The organism is Cupriavidus sp. FW306-01-F10A (assembly GCF_058782785.1).
The window spans coordinates 82,652-90,053 of the sequence record NZ_JBYSYA010000025.1 but is presented as its reverse complement, the minus strand read 5'-3'; the positions used below and the strand labels follow the sequence as shown (position 1 = coordinate 90,053).

Here is a 7,402-nt window from a genome sequence, read left to right as displayed (position 1 = left end):
GTGTGGAAGCCTCGCGGCTCCCTCGCTCTTTCGAGCGGTCGCTCACTCTCAGAAAACTGACTGACCAGATCCAAAGATCCAGTCACGTTTTGCTGTGCGAGCACTGTATAACTTGTAAAGCTAAAAGACCGAAGTCTTCCGCATCCGTTATCAAGCGCCCACACTTATCGGTTGTTTGATTGTTAAAGAGCCCGCCCTTTCGGGCCGCATCCGGCTTTGCCGTTTGCGTTGCTGCGTTTTGTCTGCAGCGGAGAAACGAGACTATAAAGAAGTTTCTGCGATTAATCAATCATTTTCGAGAAATTCTTTATCCTGGGAGGCTCACTCTTGCGAGTCGAGTTAATCCTGGCAAGTCTCCTTGCCAGTCTTTCCCAGCCCCGCTGCGCGGTGCCTTGCGAACGAGGGGGCGAATATTAATGCCTGGATGCCTGCCTTGCAAGCGTTTTTGAAAAGAACCTCGAAGAGCCTCTTTTGTCACTTGATCACGCCGACCAAGACCTGCCGACGAGGGCAATCGCCACATTAAGCTTGCCAGCGCTGCAACTCGGACAGGATCTGTTCAGCGAGGAAGTCGCAAGGCGGCCGCTTCGACTTTGCACTGCGCGCCAGCACCAGTTCCAGCCCGGCTAGCTCGGGCAGCCCGTGGGCCTGGCCAAGGATGGTGAAATGCGCCGGGACTGCACATCGCGCGAGCGGCGCCACTGCCAGTCCCGCTTCGACCATGCTGAGCAGGCCGAGCAGGCTGGGACTTTCATAGGACATGCGATAGGCGATCCTGGCCTGCTCCAGGCTGCGGATCGCAATGTCGCGGGCGACGCTGCCCGACTGGAACACGGCAATGGGCAGCGGCCGCTCGTTCCAGATTTCGTGCGCCCCCGGCGATGCGGCCCACACCATCGGTTCCAACCGGATGAACTCGCCGGACAACCCCTTCACTCGCGTTGCGCAGACCAGGTCGACCGATCCGTCCTTGACCATGGGCGCCAGGGCCACGCTCGGCAAGCCAATGACCTGGATCTCGACCTTGGGGTAGGTCGCCGAGAACTTCTTCAGGATCGCGGGCAGCAGGGATGAGGCATAGTCGTCCGGCATGCCGAGCACCACGCGCCCGGTCACGTCGGGGCGGACCACGGCCGCCCAGGCCTCGTCGCGCAGGGCCAGCATGCGGCGCGCGAAGCCCAGCAGTACTTCGCCTTCCAGGGTCAGCACCACGTTTCTCGGCTTGCGCACAAACAGTGGCTTGCCCAAAGCCTGTTCGAGCGCCTTGATCTGCATGCTGACCGCCGACTGCGACCGGTGCACGAGTTCCGCTGCACGGGAAATATTGCCCGTATCGGCAACCGCCACCATCATGGCCAGCACATCGAGGTCAAGCGCTTTCATTGGTATCAGAAAAACTGAAGCAACAGATCAATATTACGCGTTTTTCTTAATTATTGGCCCTCGGGCATACTGGCCAAAAACGTTGACGACCTATGCCACAGCCGATCATGGACCACCCCTTGCGCGACAGCCTTGCGCGCGAACTGCATGCCCGCCCCTTCCTGCGCATCGGCGGCTCCGCCTCGCTGACGCACTTCGCCATCTATGCCGACGGCGATACCGCCGTTCACCATGCCTTGCTGGCCTCCTTGTGCCGGCTGACCGGGCTGGAAGACCCGGCCGACGGCGTGACCCACTATTCAGGACGATGGGGCGATGACAAGCAACTGAAGTGGGAGCGGCACACCGAGTTCTCCACCTTCACGTTCGTGGCGCGCCGTGGTGACGCGGACTACTTCTCCGACCTGGCCACCTCCCATATCCCGGCCGACTGGTTCGACAGCTTCGCCGGCAAACGCCTGGTGGCGCTGCGCATGGAACTGGTCTCGGGCGAGGCCGCGGCCCATGCCCGCGACAACGTGAGGCAATGGATCGACGGCCCCATCCTGGCGGGCAGCCACGTGCTGGGCGGCGGTGAGGTGTTCTGCGACTGGACCATCCCGCCCGACGGCTTTTCGCGCTTCCTGGTCATCGACAACGGCTTCCGCGAAGTGCAAGGCGGACGGCTGCTGCAGCGGCTGTATGAAATCGAGACCTACCGGATGATGGCGCTGCTGGCCTTGCCGGTGGCGCGTGACCTGGGCCGCAGCGTGGACAACCTGCAGCGTTCGCTCGCGCCGCTGATGCGCAGCATGGACACCAGCCAGGGCGGCCGCCACGATGCCGAGTTGCTGGGGCGGCTGACGCACCTGGCGGTCCGCATCGAGGCACTGGCGGAATCCGGCAACCGCTTCAGCGCGTCGCGCGCCTACGAGAAGCTGGTGCTGGCGCGCATCCAGGAATTGCGTGAAGAGCGCATCGAAGGCATACCGACCATCGCCGAATTCATGGAGCGCCGCTTCGCGCCTGCCATGGAGACGTGCAGGTCGGTCTGGGCGCGGCACGAGCAGTTTGCCGGCCGCGTGGCGCGCGCGCTCGACCTGCTGCGCACGCGCGTCAACCTGGCGCAGGAGCAGGACACCACGCGCCTGCTCGAAGGCATGGACCAGACCGCGCGCAGCCAGCTGCGGCTGCAGCACGCGGTCGAAGGCCTGTCGGTCGCGGCCATTTCCTATTACGTGCTGTCGCTGGCGGGTACGGGGCTCAAGGCGCTGCATGCGGTGCACCTCCCGCTGGACCCGGAACTGATCAAGGGCGTGCTGATCCTGCCAGTGGTGCTGCTGGTGCTGCGTGCAACCCGGCGCAGCAAGCATGCCGGGCAGAAAGCGGCCGCGCGGCAGCCGGCTGCGAATCAGGCCGCGTAGGGTCGCGTCAGGGGCAGCTAGGCGGCTGCCCCGCCCTGCCCTGCGGCTGCCGCCGCTCGCCGCAGGAGACGCATCGGGCCAAGGCCCTCAATGGTCCGCATCTGCGCTGCATCCCGGACAAAAAGCGAACCGGCGAACGCCAGGGCATTGACCGATATGCCTTCCACGCACTCCCCGGATCTCGGCACCAGCAACAGCCCTGCGGACATGACCAGCAGGTTGTACGGCGCCGACTGGTGCAGCCCGCCCTCGACACCGACCGCCCGCACCCCAACCGCATCAAGCAGCGCGCGGTAGCGCTCGCACGCCGTGCGCGCCACCTCTTCGACGGGTGCCGCAAACAGATCCAGCGGCGCGAACGCATGCGCGAATGCCAGGCCGGGAATGGTACCGATGGCGCCGGCGATCCGCGCCGACGCCAGCAAGGGGTCAATTGGCAGCGCCGGGCCACCCTCGGCGAACGGCAACGGCACGATCTGCAGATGTTTGTGGGCCTGGCTCGCTCCCGCGGCGGCCCCGCCGTTGTAGAAACCCAGGCTCGGGAACTCCGCCATGCAAGCCAGCAGCGCTTCAAAGTCAGCCACGGTCAGCAGGCATTCCTGCGGTTCGAAGCGCCGGGTGACGATGAGCAGATGATGCGCGATGACATTGAACTTGTTGAGCAAGGCCACATGGGTGTCGGAGATATCCGCAACAAACAGTTCCGGGTCATAGGGCAGGAATGGATTGCCCCCGGCGCTGCTCGTCGTGTATGCCTTGTCCTTGCGAGCCAGGCTCGATACCTGGCGGACCAGAAACCGCATGCCGCCGTCCTCGATCGCCACCTGGGCAGTTTCGATCGGGCACAATGCCCCGCTCTGCAGGGCGTGCGCCGTCCGGTGCAAGACAGCCGGCCACAGCGTGCCGGGTTGAAGGTGTCGATGGTCCATGGTCGGCGAAGAGATTCAATCCTGCTCGCGCAAGAGCATCGCCACATTGCGCTCCGCGAGCGCCGCAATGGTGCGCGAAGGGTTCAGGCCGAGCGGACGCGGGACGATCGCACCGTCCATGACATACAGTCCCTCGCAGCCAAATACCCGGCCCCATGCATCGACGACCCCGTCTGCAGCGGACGTCCCCATATTGCAGCCGCCCAGCGGGTGCGGCGTGATCAGGTTGTGCCACCGTCGCCAGGTGAGCGGCACCCACGGATCTCCGCCAGTCGCTGCCGAGAGCTGCGTATGGGCTGCAATCATGGCCTCGATGACGGCCACCGAGGCCTGATAAGACCAGTCGAGCCGCAGCACACGGCGCCACGGTGCGTACCACGTGCGGCCCAGCCTCAGTTGGCCATCGCCAGGGTCCACGCCTTGCCCGAACCAGGGCATCATCTGCTCGACCGGGTCGCCGTCGTCAAACAGTCCCCCGACCTCCTTCCACACGGCGCGCAGCTTGCGGGAACGCGTTCGCTTCATATGGCGCCGAATGAAGTTGCCTGCGAGATTAGGGATTCCACCGTCCTCCACGAAGAGCGCCTGTCCGTTCGGGCCGCTGTGGTCCAGCAGGTCGATCGCTGCGGAGATGGTTACGCCATGAGACGGAGAGATCGTCCTGTGGGCATAGTAGGCCGGCGTCACGAAGTCGCCATTGTGCGCCCAGCCATGTCCCAACCGCGGCGAAAGCCCGGGCAGGGTGCGATGTTCGTCCCGACAGCGCAGCAGAAGCTCGGTGCTGCCGATAGAGCCGGCGGCCAGTATCACCCTGGCGGCCGTGACTGTGCCAGGGCTCGTCGTTTCGTTTGCCGGGTCGATCTTCCTGAAGCAAACGCGCCAGCCCTGCTGCAGCGGTTCGAGCCGGTCTACCAGGTGCAACGGAAGAATCTCGGCGCCATTGTCTTCAGCCACCGCCAGGTAATTCAGGTCCAGCGTATTCCTGGCCGATACCTGGCACCCCACGTCACAGTTGCCGCAGTGAACGCAAGTGCCTTGCAACCTGCCGTGCTGGTTCAGGAATGTCTGTGAATGACGGTCATCGCGGGGGTCTTGCCGTGTGGGATCCCAATGCTCGGAAAACGTCACCGCCAGCGGCAACTTGCGGAAGCGCCCGCCCCATCCGCAGGCTTCCGCGCCCTCGCGCAACAGCCGGGTCCGCTCGCTCAACTGGTTATCCGGCACTTCGCTCACCGCGAGCATGCGCCCGACCTCCTCATAGTGGGCCTGCAGGCCGGCATAGGTAACCTCTTTCGGCCAGCCCTGCTGGAACGCTTCCGGCTTGGCTTCCACGGAAACGTTGGCATAGATCAGCGAGCCGCCGCCGACCCCGGCCCCGGCGATGACCCATACGTCGGAGAAGGTCCGGATATCGGCCCAGCCATTGAAGCGGTTGGCGCGCTCCTGGTTCCACAGCCAGGGGTCGCTCTCGTCGCGCGGGTAAGTCGCGGGGCTCCAGCGCCGGCCGCGTTCCAGCACCAGCACTTTGCGGCCGGCCTGCGCGAGCCGGCAGGCCGAGACCGCGCCACCGAAGCCGCTGCCGATGACGACGACGTCGTAGGCAAGCGTATTGCCCATCATGACGCTCCCTGTCGTTGGATGATGATTGGCTTCTCTTCGATCATCCGCACCGCCTCCGGCGGCGATACCTGGCCGTCTGCAGGCACGAAGCGAGGGCCGGCCGCGCCGGGTTGCGCGCGCACGCGCCAGGTGCTGTTGACCTTCGCCAGTTGCTTGACGCCCTCGCCCAGCTTCCAATGCCGGCAGACCTTCTCCAGCTTGAGCGGGTAGATCGTCAATTGCCCACCCTCGAACCGCATCCGCAGGAAGCATTTGTAATCGGCGATGCGCTGGGAGGAGAACACCTCCTCGGGGTGCAGACGCCACAGGGCATTGCCCAACACCATCCAGACCCCAAACAGCAGGCCGCCGAGGGCGCCGCCCAGCAGCATGGCCTCGACCAGAAACAGCAACACGGGGGGCGCGTTGTCCGCGCCAAAGACATGGAAGTTGAGGCGCAAGACGAGCCATAGCAGCGCGACCGCCAGTGCCAGGTGCAGCAGCCCGTGCAACGCGCCGACAACGCACGCGAGCCGGACGCCGCGCCTGACATCCCTGGTCGACAGCGCAGCGCAAGTAAAGACAATGGCCGCTGCGAACACCACCGACGCCGGACTGTGCGCCATGACCCGGAACAGTTGATGGAACACCTCGCCGGTATTCCCGAATGTCATTTCGAGGCCGGCCAGCCTGTCGACGAAGCTGCGTTGATCGCGCCCGGGAACAGATACCAGGCTCGCGCTTTGAATGATCCAATCGAACAGCAAGTACAGGACCGCCACCAGCGCACAGAACGAGAGGTTGCGCGCAGGCAGCTGCCACGCACGATTGCGCAATTGCCGGGAGACCGCCTGTTCCGGATACGCTGACTTCAGCTCGTAGAACTGTCTGGCCGGGCCCACGACGATAGGCCTCGGCGGATCTGGCAGCAGGTGCGTGCCGTGAAGAAATGCGCCGCCGCCTCCGCAGGTGATGCGATGCGGTCCCGCCGTGCCCGCTCGCGGCACGTAATGCGCGTAGTGGTGCGAGTTGCCGGCCAGCACCAGCGCGAGCCGGTCGCCCAGCATCCCCTCGATCTCGCTCAGGCTCCGGAAGCGCGGCGTCTTGGCCTCGATCGAAGGCACGGCCCGCCGCTCGCCGCGGCGCACGCGCTCCATCTCGTCAATCCAGCTGGCCTCCGGCGCGCACAATACGACGCGGTCGCCAGGCTGCAGCGCCGTGTGTATCTTCTGGAAGTACTCGCGCTGCGGTCGGTCGATTTCCGATTCCAGTTGCAGGTCCAGGCCCCAGATCCACCAGCCGTCGGGCAACTGCAAGGCATAGTAGCCAGTGCGCTGGCGTGTCTCCCAGCCGCCCACTGGCTTGCCGCTGCAGAACAGGCGGGCAAAGCCACGCAGGCCATCGTACCAGTCGTGATTGCCAGGCGTGGCGACCATCCACGGCGCATCCGGCAACTTGATCGGCTGGTCACTGTATACGGGGTGTGCGGTCTCGACCGGCGCAGGGAATGCCGCCCGGAAGGGATCGACGAAGCGGGTCCGATAGCCCTCATGGGCAGGGGTCGGATACACCTGGTCGCCACCCAGCAGCAGCACCTTTGCCCGCGGCAGCGTCACGCCTTGGTCGCGCAGCGTCACCGCGTGACTGACGCACAACGCCATGGAGTAGGTCGAGTCCCAACCGTCGCCGGTGTCGGCCAGATAGTCGACCCAGACACCGCCGTGTTCGTCAGCGGGCACCGGCAGCGGTGGATTCGGATTCAGCGTGGTGAGTGCCGCCTGCACCATGCGCTGGTCGGCAAAGGCGCCGATTGCCATCGCCACGGCAACGCGCATGGCGGTGAACGGCAGCTGTAGCGGGCTCAGCCAGTTCACCATGGTTCTCTGGGTGTAGAGTTCCATGCGCCCGGTCGCGGCAGGCGCGGAAGCGATCGTCGCGGAGCCGGCAGCATCGGCCGCAGCTTGCGAACCACCCGGATATAGCGACTCTGGTGCTGACCCGGAATGTTTCATCGCCTTCCCCCTAAGACTTCCAGCTCGCCAGCAAGGATCGGGGCACTCGCGCATGTTTGCGCGAGTGCCAGCCGTT

5 protein-coding genes are annotated in these 7,402 nt (G+C 64.9%); 1 reads left to right on the top strand and 4 read right to left on the bottom strand.

Going from position 1 to position 7,402, the window contains the following annotated elements:
* Window positions 1-522: 522 nt before the first annotated feature.
* Window positions 523-1,383, bottom strand: a complete 861-nt coding sequence (locus AC3WLF_RS26505) for a LysR substrate-binding domain-containing protein (protein ID WP_492320261.1) — start codon at window positions 1,381-1,383, stop codon at window positions 523-525.
* 107 nt (window positions 1,384-1,490) lie between these two features.
* Between AC3WLF_RS26505 and AC3WLF_RS26500 the strand changes: the two genes are divergently transcribed.
* Window positions 1,491-2,786, top strand: coding sequence for a DUF3422 family protein (locus AC3WLF_RS26500; RefSeq protein ID WP_492340326.1), 1,296 nt, complete (start codon window positions 1,491-1,493; stop codon window positions 2,784-2,786).
* 17 nt (window positions 2,787-2,803) lie between these two features.
* Here the strand turns inward: AC3WLF_RS26500 and AC3WLF_RS26495 are convergent, their stop codons facing one another.
* The 3 genes from AC3WLF_RS26495 to AC3WLF_RS26485 are packed head-to-tail and all read right to left on the bottom strand — an operon-like array spanning window position 2,804 to window position 7,215.
* Window positions 2,804-3,715, bottom strand: coding sequence for an ATP adenylyltransferase family protein (locus AC3WLF_RS26495; protein ID WP_492359046.1), 912 nt, complete (start codon window positions 3,713-3,715; stop codon window positions 2,804-2,806).
* 15 nt (window positions 3,716-3,730) lie between these two features.
* Window positions 3,731-5,335 (bottom strand): GMC oxidoreductase, encoded by a 1,605-nt coding sequence (locus tag AC3WLF_RS26490; RefSeq protein WP_492357597.1) that lies wholly within the window; start codon window positions 5,333-5,335, stop codon window positions 3,731-3,733.
* Window positions 5,332-7,215 carry a preprotein translocase subunit YajC gene (locus AC3WLF_RS26485; RefSeq protein ID WP_492359045.1) on the bottom strand — a complete coding sequence of 628 codons (1,884 nt, stop codon included), beginning with the start codon at window positions 7,213-7,215 and terminating at the stop codon, window positions 5,332-5,334. Before AC3WLF_RS26485 ends, AC3WLF_RS26490 begins: the two co-directional genes overlap by 4 nt.
* Window positions 7,216-7,402: the final 187 nt, after the last annotated feature.